The organism is Mycolicibacterium sp. Y3, assembly GCF_051188035.1.
GTDB classification, from domain to species: Bacteria; Actinomycetota; Actinomycetes; order Mycobacteriales; family Mycobacteriaceae; genus Mycobacterium; species Mycobacterium fluoranthenivorans.
Genome location: NZ_JAVQLT010000001.1, coordinates 1,659,775 through 1,679,035, shown reverse-complemented (window position 1 = coordinate 1,679,035; position 19,261 = coordinate 1,659,775). Strand labels below are relative to the sequence as shown.

Here is a 19,261-nt window from a genome sequence, read left to right as displayed (position 1 = left end):
GTACGAATGTTCTTAACGAAGGAGTGGGCATGGGATCCGCACCGCGGCGGGCACGACGACACGACCCGGACAGAAAGGAACGCATTGTGGTCTCGGCCCTGGACGTGCTCGCCCGTGACGGCGTCGCGGGTATCACCCACCGCGCCATCGGTGACGCCGCGGACGTGCCACTGGGGTCGATCACCTATCACTTCGCCACCCTCGATGACATCGTGCACAGCGCGTTCGAAACCCACGTCGACAAACTCGCCGGCCGCTTCGAGGCGCGACTGGCGGCCTGTCACGAGGATGACGATCTCATCGAGTGCATCGTCTCGGCCATCACCGACGACCTCGCCGCGCATCCCAACGAGCTTGCCGTCACCTACGAGCTCTACGGGGACGCCGTCCGCAGACCGAAGACCAGGCGGCTGACCCAACGATGGATGGAACGCGCCGAGGATGCGTTGGCCGAGCACGTCGACCGCACCACCGCCCGGCTGCTCGACGTCGTCGTCGAGGGCTTGATGGTGCACATGTCCATTGCGCAACAACCGATTCCGAAAGAAGAGGTGCGCAACCTGCTGACCATGGCGGCCAGCGGGGCGCAACCTCGCGCTCAACGCACACCCCCGACCAAGGAGCAGTCATGACCTTCCACAGCAAAATGTTCATCGACGGTAGCTGGGCCGGTGCCGCCGACGGTGGCGTCGATCAGGTGCCCGCCCCCGCGACCGGCGAGGCCTTCGCCGAAATCGCCCACGGTGGCACGGCCGACGTCGATCGCGCGGTAGAGGCCGCCCATCGGGCCTTCCCCGCGTGGGCCAGGACACCCGTGGGCGAACGGGCCCGCGCGTTCCTGGCCCTTGCCGACCGGGTCGAGGCCGATCAGCGCACCCTCGCCGAGGTCGAGTCCCGCAACGTCGGCAAGCCGATCGGCCTGGCCCTCGAGGAAATGGAGATGATCCCGGACCACCTGCGGTTCTTCGCCGGTGCCGCCCGAACCATGGAAGGCCGCGCGGCCGGTGAATTCGTCCGCGGCAAGACCAGCATCATCCGGCGCGATCCGCTGGGGGTCGTCGGCTCCGTTGCACCGTGGAATTACCCGCTGCTGATGGCAATCTGGAAGATCTCGCCCGCACTTCTCACCGGAAACACGTTGGTGCTCAAGCCTTCCGAGCACACACCGTTTTCGGTGCTGCGGCTCGCCGAGCTGGCCGAGGACCTGTTCCCTGCCGGCGTGTTCAACGTCGTCACCGGTGACGGCGAGGACGTCGGTGCCCGGCTGGTCGCCCACCCGAAGGTGCGGATGTCGTCGCTGACCGGATCGGTGGAGACCGGGCGAGCCCTGATGCGCGCCTCCGCCGACTCGAACTTGAAGAGGCTGCACCTCGAACTCGGCGGCAAGGCACCGGTGCTGGTGTACGCCGACGCCGACGTCGCGCTGGCCGTCGGCAAGATCATGGAAGGTGCGTTCTGCAACTCCGGGCAGGACTGTATGGCCGCATCCCGGCTCTACGTTCATGCATCCGTGCACGACGAACTGGTCGCCGGCCTCGAAAAGGCGGTCAAGGAACTCGATTTGGGTGATATCGCCGACGAGAACACCTCGATGGGTCCGGTCATCACCGCAGCCCATCGCGACCGCGTCGAGGGTTTCGTCAACCGGGCCAAAGCCACCGGGCACACCGAACTGATCCAGGGAGACAACCCCGGCACCGGCTTCTACACCGCCCCCACCGTCGTCGTCGGCGCCCGACAAGGCGATGAGATCGTCAGCACCGAAGTGTTCGGGCCGGTCACCTCGGTCACCAGGTTCGACGACGGCGACGATGTCGTCGGCTGGGCCAACGATACCGAATACGGCCTTGCCGCTTCGGTATTCACCCAAGATATCGCCCGGGCGATGACCGCTTCGAGCGATCTTCAGTTCGGCACGGTATGGATCAACGACCACCTTCCCGTCACGCCCGAGATGCCCCACGGCGGATTCAAACAGTCCGGCAACGGTAAGGACATGTCTGTCTACGCCCTTGAGGAGTACACCGAGATCAAGCACGTCATGATCAACCGTGAGAGCGCCTGACATGCCAGTGAGCGCGATCAACACGTTCCGCCTCCGCCCCGGCGTCAGCGCCGCACAATTCGAGGAATTCTCGACCGGGCTCGACCGACCGACCTGTCTGGCCTTCGACGTCGTGCTCGACTTCGACGTGTATCTGGTCGAGGCCGCCGGCCACACCGGCGTCGATGTCGTCGAAGTCATGACCGTCGCCTCGTGGCCGGAATGGGAACAGGTTCGCGACGCCGCACCGGAACTGCGCCCAGTGGTCGAGAAATTCGACGAGCTGGTCGAACCCGGCAGTGTCTCGACACTGCTGACCCGCAAAATAGCCCTACCGCAGGAGATCTGAGATGAGCACAACACCGGATTACGACGCCGTCATCATCGGCGCGGGCCATAACGGCCTGGTGGCCGCCAATTACCTGGCCCGCGCCGGGAAGCGAGTACTGGTCCTGGAGGCCCGGCAGGTGGTCGGCGGGGCCTGTGTGACCGAAGAACTGATCCCCGGCAGCAAATGGTCCTCGTGCGCGTTCATCGCCGGGTTGCTGCGACCGGAGATCATCGCCGAACTAGAGCTGGCCAGGTTCGGCCTGGACCTGTATCAAGGTGATGCGCTGTCGTTCAGCCTGTTCCGCGACGGAACCTCTTTCATGATGTGGAAGGAGACCGACCGTACGCTGCGCGAACTGGAGAAGATCAACAAGAACGACGCCCAGGCTTTCCTCGACTTCGGGGTCCGCCTACAGCGTTTCGCCGGGTTGGTCACGCCCTATCTGCTGGCCTCGCCGCCGCAGCGCTCGGAGGTGTTGGCTGCGTTCGAAGCTGCGGGTGAACAGACTCTGTTCAACGAGTTCACTCTGCTCTCGGTGCGCGATCTGCTGGACCGGTACTTCGAGGATGAGCGGCTCAAGAGCATGCTGACGTTCTTCGGGATGGTATCGATCTTCGGCGGCCCCTCCTCGCCGGGTACCGCGTACACCTACGGTCACCATTCGTGGGGTGAATTCAACGGTAACTTCGGGCAGTTCGGCCTCGCCCGCGGTGGCATGGGCGCCATCAGCGACGCACTGGCCGCCGGTGCCCGTCACTACGGCGCGGAGATCCGCACCGCCACCCCGGTTGAGAAGGTGGTCGTCGAACGCGGAACCGCCACCGGGGTGCAACTGGCCGACGGATCCGTCATCACCGCCAGGCAGATCTTCTCCAACGCCGATCCCAAGCGATCCCTGCTCAAGTTGATCGAGCCGGGCGTGCTGCCGGCCAAACTGGTCCGCGACGTCGCGGGTATCGACACCCGCGGGTCGATGGCCAGGATCCATCTCCTGATCGACGAATTGCCCCATTATCTCCCGTTTCCCGATGCCACCGCGGGACCACAGCATCACGGACATCAGCTGCTGGGGCCCAGCCGGGAGGCTTTCGAGGAGGCGTACGAAGCACAACGCCGCGGAACCTTCCCGAGCACCTTCGTGATCGAAGCCGTCACGCAGTCGGTCACCGACGACTCGCTGGCCCCGGCAGGTCTGCACACGATGACCCTCGGCATACAGCAGTTGCCGTCGGAACTGACCGGCACCACATGGGCGGCGGAGAAGGAGAAGTGGGCCGACCTGGTGCTCGAGGACCTCTTCACCTATGCACCCAACCTGCGTGAGCACATCCTCGACCGGGCCATCATCACACCCGACGACCTCAACGACGAGTACCTGATCACCGACGGGAACATCTTCCACGGCAGCATGATGCTCGATCAGTTGTTCGGGGCTCGCCCGATTCCCGAGCTGTCGAATTACCGCACCCCCGTGCGCAATTACTACCTCTGTGGTTCCGGTACCCACCCCGGCGGCGGCGTGATGGGCGCCAACGGGCACAACGCGGCGAAGGTCGCGCTGGCCGACGCGGCGGGCACCCCGGCCGCCGCTGGCGTGACCGTCACCAGAATCGGTGGCCGTAAAGCCCCGTGGCAGCAGCGACTCGTCAGCACCCTGATGTCCACCAAGCCCGGGCGCTGGGTGGGTTACCGCGCGGCCCGCCAACCCGCACTGCGCAAGATCACCGCGTACGCCGCGCGCGTCCGCTGACCATGACGACGTCATCAGAGACCTTGCGAAGCGCCAAGTGGTTCGCCGGAAAGGACGTACCCGGTTTCGTGCACCGCTCGGCGATGCGCGCGTCCGGGTTCTCCCGGATGGCGTTCGAAGGCCGGCCGATCGTCGGGATCTGTAATTCGTGGTCCGAAGTTGTCAACTGCAACATGCACTTTCGCGGCCTGGCCGATTCGGTGCGGCTGGGTGTGCTGGCGGCGGGTGGGTTTCCGCTGGAGTTCCCCACCATCGCGCTGGGCGAACAACTGATGAAGCCGACCACCATGTTGTTTCGCAACCTGATGGCAATGGACGTCGAGGAGTCCATCCGCGCCTACCCGTTCGACGCCGTCGTCCTCCTCGGCGGGTGCGATAAGACGGTCCCGGCGCAGCTGATGGGGGCGGCCAGCGCCGACGTCCCCGCCATCGCGCTGACGGGCGGGCCCGCGTCTCCGGCGGTCTTCCGGGGCAAGCAACTCGGGGTGGGAACCGACCTCTGGGAGTACATCGACGATGTCAGAGCCGGCCGGATGTCGATGGCGGAGTATGAGCAGCTGGAGGCCGCGGCCGGGCCGTCGCGGGGACACTGTCCGGAGATGGGCACCGCCTCCACGATGGCCACCCTCGTGGAGGGCCTCGGTATGACCCTGCCGGGAACCGCCGCAATACCAGCCATGGATTCGCGCCGGTTGCAGGTCGCCGAGGAGTGCGGGGCCCGGGCTGTCGGGCTGGCGGTCGAACGGTTACGGCCGTCCCAGGTGATGACCACGGAGGCCTTCGACAACGCCATCACGCTGATGCTGGCGGTCGGCGGCTCCACCAACGCGATCGTGCATCTGCTGGCGATCGCGGGTCGGGTCGGAGTCCCGTTGTCGCTGGACCGTTTTCACCAGCTCTCTGCACGCACACCACTGGTGGTCAATGTGCGTCCGGCCGGTGAGCACCTGGTCGAGCAGGTCTTCCACGCCGGCGGGATACCGGCGGTGATGAAGTCCGTCGAGTCGCTGCTGCACACCGACGCCCTCACCGTCACCGGTAAGACCGTTGCCGACAACCTTCCCGTCACTGCGGCCGAGGACGTGTCGGTGATCGCTCCGCTCAGCGCGCCGTTCCAGCCGCCGCAGGGTCTTGCGGTGGTGCGCGGCAATCTCGCACCAAATGGAGCGGTGATCAAGTGCAGCGCGGCCAGCCCGGAGCTTCTCAGCCACCGGGGGCCGGCGGTGGTGTTCGAGAATATGCAGGATTTGATGGCTCGTTTCGACGATCCTGATCTGGAGGTCACACCCGATTCCGTCCTGGTGCTGCGCTCCGCCGGGCCGCGTGGCGCCCCCGGGATGCCCGAGTGGGGCCAGTTACCCATCCCCAGCAAGCTGCTCAAGCAAGGTGTCACCGATATGGTCCGCATCTCCGACGCCCGCATGAGCGGAACCGCCTACGGCACCTGCGTTCTGCACGTCAGCCCGGAATCGGCGGTCGGTGGGCCGCTGGCCCTGGTTCGCGACGGTGACCTGATCGTGCTCGACGCGCCCGGCGGACGACTGGACATGCTGGTACCGGAGGATGAGTTGTATTCGCGGCGCGCCGAATTGGTACCCCAGCCCGCGCGGCACACCCGTGGTTACGCAGCCCTGTACACCGAACGCGTGCTGCAAGCCGACCAGGGATGCGACTTCGACTTCCTGGTCGGACGCTCACGAAGACCCGAGGACGAACCCGAGGCGATCTTCGAAGGATGGATAGGCGGGTGGTAATTACGGTTGCTCGTGCGGCCAGTGGGCGCGCCACTCGTCCTCGGTGATCTGGGCGGGTGGCGCGTCCGCGATGGCGTCCCCTCGGCGGTCGGCGAAGACGGCCTGCTCGACCTGGCGGATGGTGTCGATGAACTCCAGAACCGCTGTGCGGAGGTCGTTTTCGACATCGCCGCCGGCGTCTATCCGCACCTCGTGCAGAGTGGCCGGCACCAGGTCTTCGGGCAGACCGGCCCCGGCGACCCGCTCCCGGATCTTCTGTGCCAGCGCCAGCGCGGGCTGGCCGGTCGGGACATCGTCCATGCACGAATTGCGGGCCTTGGAGAGCTTCTCCTGGGCTTTACGCTCCTCCCACTGAGCCAGCTGCTCTTCCAGTGAGATCGATTCGCCGGCCAGTACCCCGAAGGCGCGGTTGCCCAGCTTGCGCACCAACGCGTCGGCGACATCGTCGATGCCGAACGGGTGCGTGGGCGCGTCCTCGGCGATGCGGGCGTGAAACAGCACCTGCAGCAGCACATCCCCGAGTTCCTCGCGCAGTTCGTCGGCATCGCCGCTGCGCACCGCGTCGAACAGTTCGTAGGTCTCCTCGAGCAGATAGCGCCGCAGCGAGTCGTGGGTCTGCTCGCTCTCCCACGGGCCGTCGGTGCGCAACTTGTCCATCATGGCCACCGCGTCCATCAAGCGCTCGCCGGATTGCGGTGCGGGCGCGGCGATCAGCCGCTCCCCCGCCGCCAGCCGCGCCTTCACCGCCGGATGCCCGGGGTCCGAGGACAACAGCACCGGCGCTGCGCCTTTTTCGTCGTCGCCGGCGAAGCACGGGCGGGCCGACGGGAGTGACCACGGCACCTTGATCGGCATCTCCTCGGTGTACTGCACATCGCCGGCCAGCAGTGCGACGGCATCCACCGGCACCAGTGCCGGCCGGCGCGGGTCCACCAGAACGACTGTCATTTCACGCCTCCGGCATGGGAAGTCATTTCACGCCTCCGGCATGGGACGTCATGACGCCCCACTTCCCACAGTCACATCCACGTCACCGGCGGGACGGCCGTCCAAGGTGAGCAGCAGACCGGCCACCGCCTTCACCAGCTCGACATCGCGGATGCGCGGCGCGCCGACATTGGTCCCGGCCCGCGGGATCGGGATCTGCACCGCCGACGTCGCCGCGCGGTAAGCCGCACCCGGGTAGACCCGTTTGAGCCGCAGCTGCTGGGAATCCTGCAGGGTCAACGGACCGACCCGCAGGGTGGAGTCCGAGATGGTGGCGACTTCGGTGACCCCGTACTGCCGGCACAGCAGCCGCAGCCGGGCGACCGCGACCAGGCGCTGCGCCGGTTCGGGCAGCGGTCCGTACCGGTCGACGAGTTCCTCGATGACCGCGTCCACGGCCGCGCCGTCGGACGCGGCGGCGAGGCGCCGGTAGCCCTCCAGCCGGAGCCGGTCGCTGGCGATATAGTCCGGCGGAAGGTGCGCATCCACCGGCAGATCGATCCGCACATCCTTGGGTTCTTCCACGCCCACAACGGTTTTGCCGTCGACCGCGGCCCGGTAGGCCTCCACCGCTTCACCCACCAGCCGCACGTACAGGTCGAAACCGACCCCGGCGACATGCCCGGACTGTTCGGCGCCGAGGACGTTGCCGGCGCCGCGAATCTCCAGGTCCTTCATCGCCACGGCCATCCCGGCGCCCAGGTCGTTGTTCTGCGCGATGGTGGCCAGCCGGTCGTGCGCGGTCTCGGTGAGCGGAACCTCCGGCGGATACAGGAAATACGCGTACCCGCGTTCCCGGCTGCGGCCCACCCGGCCACGCAGCTGATGCAGCTGGGACAGACCGAAGGTGTCGGCGCGTTCCACGATCAGGGTGTTGGCGTTCGAGATGTCCAGCCCGGTCTCCACGATCGTGGTGCACACCAGGATGTCGTACTCCCGGTTCCAGAACCCCTCGACGGTCTTCTCCAGCGTGTCCTCGTTCATCTGGCCGTGCGCCACGACGACGCGTGCCTCGGGCACCATCGCCTGCACCCGCGCGGCGGCCTGGTCGATCGACTTCACCCGGTTGTGGATGTAGAACGCCTGCCCGTCGCGCAGCAGCTCGCGCCGCAGCGCCGCCGCGACCTGCTTGTCATCATGCGGACCGACGTAAGTCAGCACCGGGAAGCGTTCCTCGGGCGGCGTCAGGATGGTCGACATCTCCCGGATGCCGGCCAGGCTCATCTCCAGGGTGCGCGGAATCGGGGTGGCGCTCATGGTGAGCACGTCGACGTGGGTGCGCAGGCTCTTGATGTGCTCCTTGTGCTCGACGCCGAACCGCTGCTCCTCGTCGACGACCACCAGACCGAGGTCTTTCCAGCGCACCCCGGTCTGCAGCAGCCGGTGCGTGCCGACCACGATATCGACCGAACCGTCGGCCATGCCCTCGATCACGGCCCGGGATTCGGCCGGATCGGTGAAGCGCGACAACCCTTTCACGGTGACCGGGAACCCCGCCGTGCGTGCCGTGAAGGTCTGCATGTGCTGATCGGCCAGCAGCGTGGTGGGCACCAGCACCGCGACCTGCTTACCGTCCTGCACCGCCTTGAACGCGGCCCGCACCGCGATCTCGGTCTTGCCATAGCCGACGTCGCCGCAGATCACCCGGTCCATCGGGACCGGCTTCTCCATATCGGCCTTGACCTCTTGGATCGCGGTGAGCTGATCGATGGTCTCGGTGAACCCGAACGCGTCCTCCATCTCGGCCTGCCACGGGGTGTCCGGACCGAACGCGTGCCCCGGCGCGGCTTGCCGCTTGGCATACAACGCGACCAGCTCACCGGCGATCTCGCGAACCGCCTTGCGCGCCTTGGTCTTGGTATTGGTCCAGTCGCTGCCGCCGAGCCGGCTCAGCGTGGGCGCCTGGCCACCCACATAGCGGGACAGCTGGTCCAGCGAGTCCATCGGCACGTAGAGGCGGTCCGACCCGCCGCCGCGCTTGGCCGAGGCGTACTCCAGCACCAGGTATTCCCGGCGCGCACCGCCGATCACCCGTTCGGTCATCTCGACGAACTTGCCGATCCCGTGCTGGTCGTGCACCACCAGGTCACCGGCGGTCAGCGCCAGCGGGTCGACGACGTTACGCCGTTTGGCAGCAAGCCTTTTGCCCTCGGGCGCGGCGACACGGTTACCGGTCAGGTCGGTTTCGGTGATGACCACCAGGTTCGCGCCGGGCACCACCACGCCGTCGCGCAGCGGCCCCTTGAGCACGCCGACCACACCGGCCTTCGGCGCCGCACCGGACTCCAGAAGTGTTGCCGGGACATCGGATTCGCCGAGTTGTTCCACCACGCGCTGCGCCGTGCCGGCGCCCGGCGTCACGACGACGGCGAACCCGCCCGTCGCGGCATGGGCGCGCAGCATCGCGAAGATCTCCTCCAGCGACTGCTGCGACCGTGCCGAGGGGGCGGCCCGCAGATCCAACTCGGTGGCGTTCTCGCCGGTGAGCTGACTCAGCGTCCACCACGGGTGTCCGCCGGCCACCGCCGTGGCACGCACCTCGTCGAGACCGCGGAAGCCGGACCCGCCGAGCTCCTCGATGTCGATCGGGGCATTACCACCCATCGCGGCGACCGACCAGGACGCCTCCAGGAACTCCCGGCCGGTCTTGATCAGGTCGGCGGCGCGGGCCCGCACCTTCTCCGGATCGCAGACCAGCACCGGGGTGCCGGCGGGCAGGTGCTCTGACAGCAACACCAGATCGTCCGGGCGCAGCACCGGCGCCAAGGCTTCCATCCCGTCGACCGTGATGCCCTCGGCCAGTTTGGCCAGCATGTCGCCGACGCCGCCGGCCATGGTGTTATCGGTGGCGGGCAGCGCCCCCACGAGCTGACCGGCACGTTCGCGGACCTCGGCGGTCAGCAGCAACTCCCGGCACGGCATCGCGATCAGGTTCTCGATGGTGATCTCGGGGATGGAGCGCTGGTCGGCGACGGCGAACATGCGCATCTCCGAGACCTCGTCGCCCCAGAACTCGATGCGCACCGGGTGTTCGGCGGTGGGCGCGAACACGTCGAGAATGCCGCCGCGCACGGCGAACTCACCGCGTTTGGCGACCATGTCCACGCGGGTGTAGGCCAGCTCGACGAGCCGGGCGATCAGACCGTCGAAGTCCGCTTCGCCGCCCACCGTCAACGTGATGGGCTCCACGTCCGCCAGTTCGGGTGCCATCGGTTGCAGCAGCGAACGGGTGGTGGTGACGACGACGCGCAGCGGCGGGCCGAGCCGTTCGTCCTCGGGATGGGACAGGCGACGCAGCAGCCGCAGCCGCGCACCGACGGTCTCCACGCCCGGCGAGAGCCGTTCGTGCGGCAGCGTCTCCCAGGACGGGAACAACGCGACCGACTCGCCGAACACCGCACGCAGTTCGGCGGTCAGGTCGTCGGCTTCGCGGCCGGTGGCGGTGACCACGAGCAGCGGTCCGGCCTGGGCGGCCGCGGCGGCGACGAACAGGCGGGCGCTGGCAGGCCCGATGAGGGCCAGGTCGCCGCTGCGTTCGGTCACAGCCCGCAGACCGGGATCGGTCAATGCCAGCTCGATGAGGCCCGCCAACGGGGTCTCGACAGAATGGTGCCCCGGTGCGGTCATGATGGCACCCAGTCTAGTGGCGTCCGAACGGTGTCAAGAATTGGTACGGCGGTGTCAATAGACCGTCAAGATCATGGCGTCCGGCCCCCGGGGCGCACACCGTGGAGACATGACTCTTCTCGATGCGGTGCACTCGCTGCGCCGGGCAGCCCCTCAGCGGATCGACCCTGCGGTGTGGCCGGTGACCACGCAGGTCGATGCCGACGGCCGGCTGTGCGTCGGCGGGGTGCCGCTGACCGAGGTCGCCGACCAGTTCGGCGCTCCCGCGCTGGTGCTCGACGAGGCCGAGTTCCGCTACCGGGCGCGCCGTTACCGGGTGCAGCTGCCCGAGCGGCGCACCGTGTACGCCGGCCACGCGCTGCTGAGCCGGGAGGTGGCCCGGTGGGTGGCCGAGGAAGGTCTGGGACTGGCCGTGCGCAACCCGGCCGAACTCGCCGTCGGTGTGGCCGGCGGTGTCGATCCGGCCCGCATCGTCGCGCGCGGCTGCGCCCGGACCACCGCCGACCTGCGCGCCACGGCCGGGGTGGGGCGCATGGTGATCGGGTGCGGCACCGAGATCGCCCTGCTGGCCTCTCAGCTGAGCCGGCCGCAGCAGGTGCTGGTCGATTCCGCCGACCTGGCTGCGCGGGTGCTGCACCAGCCGATGTTGCAGCTGGCCGGGCTGCACTGCCGGGCCGGCGAGATCAAGCAGGCGCTGGCCGAGATGGCCGAGATCCGCGACCGGCAGGACATCGAGCTTCCCGAACTCAATATCGGGGAAGTCGACGCCGACGATTCCGCGGCCGATCTGACCGAACTCGATGAGGCCATCGACCTCGCCCTCGACGAGAGCTGCGCGGCGGCACGCTTCCCGCGCCCGATCGTCGTCGTCGAACCCGGGCATGCGATCACGGCCAGGGCGATGGTGAGCTGCGCGCGGGTGGTGGCCGTGCGCGACGGTGTCGTCACCGTCGACGGCGCCGCCCCGCCGGTGAGCCGGCAGTCGGTCGCCGTGGCCAATCGGCACCCGCTCGGACCGACCCAGCCGGTCACCGTGCTCGGCCGGGCCGGTGAGGTGATCTGCGCACAGGCGATCCTGCCTGCCGATCTCCATCCGGGCGACCTGCTCGCCCTCGCCGGGCCAGCCGGCCCGGCCGCCCGCAGCGACGCCCTGACGACACGGCCCCCGGTCGTGGTGGTGCGCGACGGGCGCGCCCATCTGTCGGTGCGCCGGGAGACCATCGACGATCTGCTGTCCCGGGACGTCGGTTAGTCAGTCGGCTTCCAGCGCGGGGTCGGCCTCCAGGTGCGTCAACCCGTTCCACATCAGGTTGACCAGATGCGCGGCCACCACTTCCTTGCTGGGCTCGCGCACATCGAGCCACCACTGCGCGGCCATCGACACCGAGCCGACCAAGGCCTGCGCGTAGAGCGGCGCGAGATCGGGATCGAGGCCGCGCCGGGAGAAGTCGCCGGCCAGAATCGACGCGACCTGGCTGACAGCGTCGTTGAGCAGCGTCGAGTAGGTGCCGGAGGTGATGGCGGCCGGCGAGTCGCGGATCAGGATGCGGAAGCCGTCGGTGCGTTCCTCGACATAGGTGAGCAACGCCAGCGCGACGCGCTCCAGCCGGACCCGGGACCGGTTGTTGGTCAGCGAGGAGGTGATGCCGTCCAGCAGCGCCGACATCTCCCGGTCGACGACGACGGCGTACAGGCCTTCCTTACCGCCGAAGTGCTCGTACACCACGGGTTTGGAGACGTTGGCACGCTGGGCGATCTCCTCGATGGAGGTGCCGTCATAGCCGCGCTCGGCGAACAGCGACTTGGCGATCTCGATGAGCTGCTGGCGGCGTTCGGTGCCGGTCATCCGCGCGCGGGGGACGCGGGCTTCCTTTTCCGGTGCTGCCATACATGGGAGCCTACGCACTTGCATTAGAGTCTCGGGTTGATCAGTCCGTCGTGGTGTAATCGGCAGCACCTCTGATTTTGGTTCAGATAGTTCAGGTTCGAGTCCTGGCGACGGAGCTCGTTCAGCGCTCATTCAGCGCCCATTCGGCCGACCCCGTGCCGCACGCCGTCCCCGGCAGGCCCAAGATGGCTGGTGTGGAAGGCCAGCGCTCCTACGGCGGCATCAGCGCAGACGAACGGACCGCACGGCGGCGCCGGCAACTGCTCGACGCCGGCCTGGAGATCTTCGGCTCGACCGGGTACCGCGCGGCCACCGTGCGGCAGGTCTGCCGCGTGGCGAAGGTCGCCGACCGCTACTTCTACGACCAGTTCCGCACCATGGAGGATCTGCTCGTCGCCGTCTATCAGGAATGCGTGGATCGGCTCGAGGACTCGATCGCCGTCCCGATCCAGACAGCCGGCTCCGTCGAGGAGATGGCCCGGCTGGGGTTGGAGTCGTTCCTGGCGGCGGTACAGGACGACCCGCGGCTGGCCCGGGTGGTCTGGTTCGAGGTGCTGGGCGTGAGCCCGCAAGTGGAGACGACCTATCTCAGCCGGATGGCCAGGTTCGGTGACCTGCTGATCACCGCGGCGCCTGCGCCGTTCGCGGTGGTTCCCGAACTTCGGCCGCTGGTGGCGGGCGCGGTCATCGGCGGTATCAGTCACGTGGTGATGACCTGGCTGGCGTCGGGCTTCGCCGCACCGCGTGCGGATGTGGCGACGGCACTGGAGCTGTTCCTGACCAGCGTCGCCAGCGGCACCGTCACCGCACCCGAGTGAGCTGCATCACCGTCCGTCGGGGAAGCTGCTATCGCCCGTTAATCTGATGACGTTCAACATCAGATTAGCGGGTGGAGGCGATCGAGATCGAGGCGGACAGCGGGACACACAGTGCCGTGATCATCGGCAGTGGCTTCGGCGGACAGTGCGCGGCCATGACGCTGCGCAAGGCCGGTATCGACGACTTCGTCATCCTCGAGCGCCGGCCGTTCGTCGGGGGGACCTGGTGTCAGAACTCGTACCCGGGCGCCGCAGTGGATGTGCAGTCGCCGCTGTACTCCATCTCGTCGGAGCCGTATGCATGGACCCAGATGTTCGCCGACCAGGCCGAACTGCAGGCCTACACCAACCACGTCCTCGACAAGCACGCCCTGCGCCCCCACATCCGCGTCAACGCCGAGGTCACCGAGGCCCGCTGGACCGAGGACGCGTGGACCGTCTACACCGCCGACGGCCGTGAGTTCCGCGGCAAGTACCTGATCAACGCATCGGGCCCGCTGAGCACCCCGGTCATCCCCGACTTCGCGGGCCGGGAACTGTTCACCGGCAAGAGCTTTCATACCAACGACTGGGACCATTCGTTTGACTGCCGAGGCAAGCGCGTCGCGGTGATCGGTTCCGGCGCCAGCGCCGCGCAGGTCATCCCGGCGATCGCACCCGATGTCGCAGAACTGCACGTCTTCCAGCGCAGCCCGCACTGGGTCATGCCCCGCCACGACCGGGTGTTCACCCCCTGGCAGCGTCGGCTGCTGGGCAACCGCCTCATCCACAAGGCGGTGCGCACCGCGATCTACTGGAGCCTGGAAACCCGGATGATCGGGTTCAAGTATTCGCGGTGGGCGCTCAAGCGCGTCGCCGAGGACCGCGCCCGCGCGCTGATCGCCCGCCAGATCAGCGACCCCGCCCTGCGCGCGGCCGTGACTCCCGACTACACCATCGGCTGCAAACGAATCATCCTGTCCAACAAGCTCTATCCCGCGCTGGCCGCGGAGAACACGACGCTGCACGACCGCACCGACGGTATCCAGCGCATCACCGAAACCGGCATCGTGACCGCCTCCGGCGAGCACGTCGACCTCGATCTGATCGTGTGGTCGACGGGCTACGACGCCACCGACGGTGTCATCTCCTACCCCGTCGTCGGCGCGCGGGGAACCAAGCTGGCCGATGTCTGGCAGGAGTTCCCCCGGGCCTACCTGGGCACGTCGATCCCCGGCTTCCCCAACTTCTTCGTCGTCACCGGCCCCAACACCGGAATCGGCCACACCAGCGCGGTTTTCGTCATCGAGGCGCAGATGGAGTACATCTCGCGAGCGATCACCGCGGTCGAGCGGCAGGGCGCGGCAGCCATCGAGGTCACCGATATCGCCGAGGACGATTACACCCGCATGGTCCACCGCGAAATGCAACGCACCGTCTGGCATACCGGCGGCTGCCAGTCCTGGTACAAGTCCAAGTCCGGGCACGTCATCGCGATGTTCCCGGGGTTCTCGTTCACCTTCCGCCGCCTGGCCCGCCGATTCAGGCCCGCCCATCACGTCATCCGGCCGGCAGGAGCACATCGATGAGCCGAGCCGACCGCATCGACCTGACCACATCGGTGGCGCTGGTGACCGGCGCCGCGGGCGGCATCGGCGCCGCGGTGTCCGAAGAACTTCACCGCCGGGGCGCCGCGGTGGTCCTCGTCGACCTCGAACAGGACCGGGTCGACGCCGTGGCACAGCGCCTGGGCCCCCGGCGGACGCTGGCCATCGGCGCCGACGTCACCGACCTGGACGCCATGAAAGCGGCCGTCGCCGAGGCCGGGAACACCTTCGGAAAGCTCAACATCGCCTTCGCCAATGCCGGAATCGCCAGCGGAGCACAGGCTTTCACCATCTCGAGCGCCCCCGACGGTATCTTCGAGAAAGTCCTCGCCGTCAACCTGCAAGGGGTGTGGAACACCGTGCGCGCCGCGTTGCCCGACGTGCTCGACACCGCGGGACACGTGCTGCTCACGTCGTCGACGTACGCCTACGTCAACGGCATGGTCAACGCTCCTTACGCGGCCTCCAAAGCCGGGGTGGAGGCCGTCGGCCGGGCACTGCGCGCCGAACTCGCCGGCTACTCGGCCACCGCCGGCGTGCTCTACCCCGGCTGGATCGCCACCCCCATCGCAGACATCGCCTTCGGCGGTGACCCACTGGCCACCGAACTCGTGCACCGGGCCACCCCGGCACCGCTGCGCAAGCCGATCCAGCCGGTGCGGGTCGCCCACGCCGTCGCCAACGGCATCGTCGGTCGCGCGCCCCGCATCCACGTCCCGAAACGATGGATCCCGCTGTCGGTGCTGCGCGGCGTGGTCAACCCGATCGCCGACCGGGCACTCGAAGGTGACCCCGAGCTGCAGCAGCGGATCCGCCAGATCGACCGTCGCTGAGACCGTCCTGCACCGGCGGCATCCCGCCGCCACTGGTTACCCTCAGACGGAACATCGACCCGCGGGTCCGGATATCTGGAGACTGGGATGCCCAACATGCACGGCGAGTCCGCTGTGGTGATTCTGGCTGCCGGAGCGGGCACCCGGATGAAGTCCAGCACTCCCAAGGTGCTGCACCCCCTGGGCGGGCGCAGCATGCTCGCCCACGCGCTGCTCGCCGTCACCCCGCTGGAACCCAGCCATATCGTGGTCGTCGTCGGCCACGGCCGTGACCTGGTCGGCGCGGAGGTGGCGCAGGTCGCCGAGCGGGCCGGCCGCCCCATCCTCACCGCGGTGCAGGACGAGCAACTCGGGACCGGGCACGCGGTCGGGGTCGGCCTGGCCGTGCTGCCCGACGATTTCACCGGCACCGTCGTGGTCACCTCCGGGGACGTGCCGCTGCTCGACAGCGAGACGCTGGCCGCGCTGGTGAGCACGCACGGCCGCGGCGGAGCCACCATCCTGACCACCACGCTGGCGGACCCGACCGGCTACGGGCGCATCGTGCGCGATGAGGCGGGCGCGGTGCTGGCCATCGTCGAACAGGCCGACGCCGATGCCGCCCAGCGCGCGATCGCCGAGGTGAACTCCGGCGTCTACGCGTTCGACGCGGCCGCCCTGCGGTCCGCGCTGAGCCGGCTGCGCGCCGACAACGCCCAGCAGGAGCTTTACCTCACCGACGCGATCGCCCTGGTCCGCGGTGACGGGCTGCCGGTGCGGGCCCAACACGTCGCCGACACCGCCCTGGTGGCCGGGGTCAACGACCGTGTCCAGCTCGCCGCACTGGCCGCCGAGCTCAACCGGCGCATCATCGAGCGTCATCAGCGCAATGGGGTCACGGTGATCGACCCAGCGACCACCTGGATCGACGCCGACGTCGAGATCGGACCCGACACCGTCGTGCAGCCGGGCACCCAGCTACTCGGGGCCACCGCGATCGGCTCGGGCTGCGCCATCGGTCCCGACACCACCCTCACGTCCATGGAGGTGGGCGACGGTGCCTCTGTGATCCGCACCCACGGCGAGCTGTCAGTGATCGGCGCGGGCGCCACCGTCGGCCCGTTCACCTATCTGCGACCGGGTACCGAGCTGGGTGCGGCGGGCAAGCTCGGCGCCTTCGTCGAGACCAAGAACTCGGTGATCGGCGAAGGCACCAAGGTGCCGCACCTGACCTATGTCGGTGATGCCGATATTGGCGAGCACAGCAATATCGGGGCCTCCAGCGTCTTCGTCAACTACGACGGCGAGACGAAGCGCCGCACCACCATCGGTTCCCATGTGCGCACCGGCTCGGACACCATGTTCGTCGCGCCCGTCACCGTCGGCGACGGTGCCTACACCGGTGCCGGCACCGTACTGCGCGAGGATGTGCCGCCGGGTGCGCTGGCGGTCTCCGACAACACCCAACGCACCATCGAAGGATGGGTGCTGCGCAAGCGGCCGACGAGCGCCTCGGCCGAGGCCGCACGCAAGGCCGGGGCCGCCGAACCCGACGCCTGATGTTCGTAATCTGGTAACCCGGGGACGCGGGACGGTTACTGGCCCGTACGATTGGCGCGTAATCGACCCGACTGGCGAAGGCGACAGATGAGCCACGACTGGACCGACAACCGCAAGAACCTGATGCTCTTCTCGGGTCGGGCTCACCCCGAGCTGGCCGAGCAGGTGGCCAAGGAACTCGACGTACCGGTGACCGCGCAGACCGCGCGGGACTTCGCCAACGGTGAGATCTTCGTCCGCTTCGACGAATCGGTGCGCGGCTGCGACGCGTTCGTGCTGCAGAGCCACCCCGCGCCGCTGAACCAGTGGCTGATGGAACAGCTCATCATGATCGATGCGCTCAAGCGCGGTAGCGCCAAGCGCATCACCGCGATCCTGCCGTTCTACCCGTACGCCCGCCAGGACAAGAAGCACCGCGGCCGCGAGCCCATCTCCGCGCGCCTGGTCGCCGATCTGTACAAGACCGCGGGTGCGGACCGCATCGTCACCGTGGACCTGCACACCGACCAGATCCAGGGCTTCTTCGACGGTCCGGTGGACCATATGCGCGCCCAGAAGCTGCTCACCGGGTACATCGCCGAGAACTACGCCGACGCCGACAAGGTCGTCGTCTCCCCCGACTCGGGCCGCGTCCGGGTCGCCGAGAAATGGGCCGACTCCCTCGGTGGCGTGCCGCTGGCCTTCATCCACAAGACCCGCGACCCGCTGGTGCCCAACCAGGTGAAGTCCAACCGGGTCGTCGGTGAGGTCAAGGGCAAGACCTGCATCCTGACCGACGACATGATCGACACCGGCGGCACCATCGCGGGCGCGGTCAAGCTCCTCCGCGAGGACGGCGCCAAGGACGTCATCATCGCCGCGACGCACGGCGTGCTCTCCGACCCGGCCGCGCAGCGCCTGGCCGACTGCGGTGCGCGCGAGGTGATCGTCACCAACACGCTGCCCATCGGTGAGGAGAAGCGCTTCCCGCAGCTCACCGTGCTGTCAATCGCACCGTTGCTGGCCAACACCATCCGCGCGGTCTTCGACAACGGCTCGGTCACCGGCCTCTTCGACGGGTCCGCGTAGCGACGAGCGCCTGCCCGAGGAGCAATCAGCCATGGTGGCGACGATTTTTCACAACCCGAAATGCTCGACCTCGCGCAAGACGCTGGACCTGTTGCGCGAGAACGGTATCGAGCCGGAGATCGTGCTGTACCTGAAGACCCCGCCGTCGCGCGCCGAACTGGCCACGCTGATCGCCGATGCCGGTATCCCGGTCCGCGAGGCGGTGCGCAAACGCGAATCGCTCTACACCGAACTGGGACTGGCCGACGCATCGGATGACGACCTGCTCGACGCGATGGCCGAACACCCGATCCTCATCGAGCGGCCCCTGGTGGTGACCGACAAAGGCACCCGGCTGGCACGGCCGATCGAGCGCGTGCGCGACATCCTGTGAGGATCGCGGTAGCCCTGGCGGCGCTGGCCGTCCTACTGGCCGGCTGCGGTGACGACACCCCGGACTACAAGTCCATCTGGACCACCCCGACGACGACCACCTCCAGCGCCGATCCCAGCGCCGCACCGAAGCCGGTGCCGCTGTCGGCCTATCTGGAAAGCGTCGGCGTCACCGGCGATCCCGTCGCGCCGGAGAAGATCACCGACCTGACCGTCGACCTGCCTCGGCCGGCCGGCTGGCAGGCCTACAGCAACGTCAACCTCTCGCCGGGCACGCGGGTGATCGCCAAGGGCGACACCTATCCGACGGCGATGCTGATGGTGTTCAAACTGACCGGGAACTTCGATATCGCCGAGGCCCTCAAGCACGCCGACGCCGACGCGCAGTTGTCGCAGAACTTCACGAAGCTCAACGGGTCGACCGAGAATTTCCGCGGCTTCCCGTCGTCGATGATCGAGGGCACCTATGACCTCAACGGGCGGCGGATGCAGAGCTATAACCGGATCATCATCGCGACCGGTACCCCGCCGAAGACGCCGCCGGGTGCTCCCGGTCAGCGCTACCTGATCCAGCTGACCATCACCAGCTATGCCGAAGAGGCGCAGAAGCAGGGCAAAGACATCGAGGGCATCATCTCCGGGTTCAAGGTCGCCGCCAAGTAGG

16 protein-coding genes and 1 tRNA gene are annotated in these 19,261 nt (G+C 68.0%); 14 read left to right on the top strand and 3 right to left on the bottom strand.

The window, feature by feature from the left end; genetic code table 11:
• The first annotated feature begins 29 nt into the window (after nucleotides 1–29).
• The 5 genes from QN239_RS08310 to QN239_RS08290 are packed head-to-tail and all read left to right on the top strand — an operon-like array spanning nucleotide 30 to nucleotide 5,879.
• Nucleotides 30–632, top strand: a complete 603-nt coding sequence (locus QN239_RS08310) for a TetR/AcrR family transcriptional regulator (RefSeq protein ID WP_499009448.1) — start codon at nucleotides 30–32, stop codon at nucleotides 630–632.
• The gene (locus QN239_RS08305; RefSeq protein ID WP_499009446.1) at nucleotides 629–2,065 is read left to right on the top strand and encodes an aminobutyraldehyde dehydrogenase; all 1,437 of its coding nucleotides are present in this window, start codon (nucleotides 629–631) and stop codon (nucleotides 2,063–2,065) included. The genes QN239_RS08310 and QN239_RS08305 overlap by 4 nt, the downstream gene beginning before the upstream one ends.
• A gap of 1 nt (nucleotide 2,066) precedes the next feature.
• Entirely contained in the window at nucleotides 2,067–2,393 is a 327-nt protein-coding gene (locus tag QN239_RS08300; protein ID WP_499009444.1) for a RedY/HapK family protein, read from the top strand.
• Between the two features lies 1 nt (nucleotide 2,394).
• Nucleotides 2,395–4,125: a phytoene desaturase family protein gene (locus QN239_RS08295; RefSeq protein ID WP_499009443.1), complete on the top strand. Its 1,731-nt coding sequence runs from the start codon at nucleotides 2,395–2,397 to the stop codon at nucleotides 4,123–4,125.
• Between the two features lie 2 nt (nucleotides 4,126–4,127).
• A complete protein-coding gene (locus QN239_RS08290) occupies nucleotides 4,128–5,879 on the top strand; it encodes an IlvD/Edd family dehydratase (protein ID WP_499009441.1) in 1,752 nt (583 codons plus the stop codon).
• Here the strand turns inward: QN239_RS08290 and QN239_RS08285 are convergent, their stop codons facing one another.
• Together QN239_RS08285 and mfd are read right to left on the bottom strand one after the other, a co-directional pair.
• Nucleotides 5,880–6,827: a nucleoside triphosphate pyrophosphohydrolase gene (locus QN239_RS08285; RefSeq protein WP_499009440.1), complete on the bottom strand. Its 948-nt coding sequence runs from the start codon at nucleotides 6,825–6,827 to the stop codon at nucleotides 5,880–5,882.
• Nucleotides 6,828–6,875: 48 nt separating this feature from the next.
• Nucleotides 6,876–10,493, bottom strand: coding sequence for a transcription-repair coupling factor (mfd, locus tag QN239_RS08280; protein WP_499009438.1), 3,618 nt, complete (start codon nucleotides 10,491–10,493; stop codon nucleotides 6,876–6,878).
• Between the two features lie 109 nt (nucleotides 10,494–10,602).
• Here mfd and QN239_RS08275 point away from each other — a divergent pair, with 109 nt between their 5' ends.
• On the top strand, nucleotides 10,603–11,745 hold the full coding sequence (locus tag QN239_RS08275) for a diaminopimelate decarboxylase (protein ID WP_499009436.1): 1,143 nt from the start codon (nucleotides 10,603–10,605) through the stop codon (nucleotides 11,743–11,745).
• On the opposite strand, the gene QN239_RS08270 is transcribed toward QN239_RS08275, so the two are convergent.
• Nucleotides 11,746–12,381, bottom strand: a complete 636-nt coding sequence (locus QN239_RS08270; RefSeq protein ID WP_499009435.1) for a TetR/AcrR family transcriptional regulator — start codon at nucleotides 12,379–12,381, stop codon at nucleotides 11,746–11,748.
• 44 nt (nucleotides 12,382–12,425) lie between these two features.
• On the opposite strand from QN239_RS08270, the gene QN239_RS08265 reads away from it, so the two are divergent.
• The 8 genes from QN239_RS08265 to QN239_RS08230 all read left to right on the top strand — a co-directional run bounded on the left by QN239_RS08265 (nucleotide 12,426) and on the right by QN239_RS08230 (nucleotide 19,260).
• Nucleotides 12,426–12,497 (top strand) — tRNA-Gln (locus QN239_RS08265).
• A 69-nt stretch (nucleotides 12,498–12,566) separates the two neighbouring features.
• Nucleotides 12,567–13,199 carry a TetR/AcrR family transcriptional regulator gene (locus QN239_RS08260; RefSeq protein ID WP_499009433.1) on the top strand — a complete coding sequence of 211 codons (633 nt, stop codon included), beginning with the start codon at nucleotides 12,567–12,569 and terminating at the stop codon, nucleotides 13,197–13,199.
• Between the two features lie 71 nt (nucleotides 13,200–13,270).
• Complete coding sequence (locus tag QN239_RS08255) at nucleotides 13,271–14,767, top strand: flavin-containing monooxygenase (protein WP_499009432.1); 1,497 nt, start codon at nucleotides 13,271–13,273, stop codon at nucleotides 14,765–14,767.
• Complete coding sequence (locus tag QN239_RS08250; protein ID WP_499009428.1) at nucleotides 14,764–15,618, top strand: SDR family NAD(P)-dependent oxidoreductase; 855 nt, start codon at nucleotides 14,764–14,766, stop codon at nucleotides 15,616–15,618. The genes QN239_RS08255 and QN239_RS08250 overlap by 4 nt, the downstream gene beginning before the upstream one ends.
• A gap of 96 nt (nucleotides 15,619–15,714) precedes the next feature.
• Nucleotides 15,715–17,157 carry a bifunctional UDP-N-acetylglucosamine diphosphorylase/glucosamine-1-phosphate N-acetyltransferase GlmU gene (gene glmU, locus QN239_RS08245; RefSeq protein ID WP_499016669.1) on the top strand — a complete coding sequence of 481 codons (1,443 nt, stop codon included), beginning with the start codon at nucleotides 15,715–15,717 and terminating at the stop codon, nucleotides 17,155–17,157.
• 87 nt (nucleotides 17,158–17,244) lie between these two features.
• The gene (locus QN239_RS08240; RefSeq protein ID WP_090362410.1) at nucleotides 17,245–18,225 is read left to right on the top strand and encodes a ribose-phosphate diphosphokinase; all 981 of its coding nucleotides are present in this window, start codon (nucleotides 17,245–17,247) and stop codon (nucleotides 18,223–18,225) included.
• Between the two features lie 31 nt (nucleotides 18,226–18,256).
• Nucleotides 18,257–18,598 carry an arsenate reductase (glutaredoxin) gene (gene arsC, locus QN239_RS08235; protein WP_499009424.1) on the top strand — a complete coding sequence of 114 codons (342 nt, stop codon included), beginning with the start codon at nucleotides 18,257–18,259 and terminating at the stop codon, nucleotides 18,596–18,598.
• Complete coding sequence (locus QN239_RS08230; RefSeq protein WP_499009422.1) at nucleotides 18,595–19,260, top strand: LpqN/LpqT family lipoprotein; 666 nt, start codon at nucleotides 18,595–18,597, stop codon at nucleotides 19,258–19,260. Before arsC ends, QN239_RS08230 begins: the two co-directional genes overlap by 4 nt.
• The last annotated feature ends 1 nt before the right edge of the window (nucleotide 19,261 follow it).